This window comes from Pseudomonas koreensis, assembly GCF_036668835.1.
Taxonomy (GTDB): Bacteria; Pseudomonadota; Gammaproteobacteria; order Pseudomonadales; family Pseudomonadaceae; genus Aquipseudomonas; species Aquipseudomonas koreensis_I.
In genome coordinates, this window is record NZ_JAZEVW010000067.1 from 1 (window position 1) to 254 (window position 254).

Consider the following 254-nt stretch of genomic DNA (forward strand, 5'->3'; position numbering starts at 1 on the left):
CAATTTTGTTATGGGGCCATAGCTCAGCTGGGAGAGCGCCTGCCTTGCACGCAGGAGGTCAGCGGTTCGATCCCGCTTGGCTCCACCATATAAACTGCTTCTGAAAGCTTAGAAATGAATATTCCGTGAGAATATTGATTTCTAGTCTTTTGATTAGATCGTTCTTTAAAAATTTGGGTATGTGATAGAAAGATAGACTGAACGTTACTTTCACTGGTAACGGATCAGGCTAAGGTAAAATTTGTGAGTTCTCT

General features: G+C 42.1%; 1 tRNA gene. It reads left to right on the forward strand.

The window, feature by feature from the left end:
• Positions 1-12 precede the first annotated feature (12 nt).
• Positions 13-88 (forward strand) — tRNA-Ala (locus V6F91_RS27680).
• Positions 89-254: the final 166 nt, after the last annotated feature.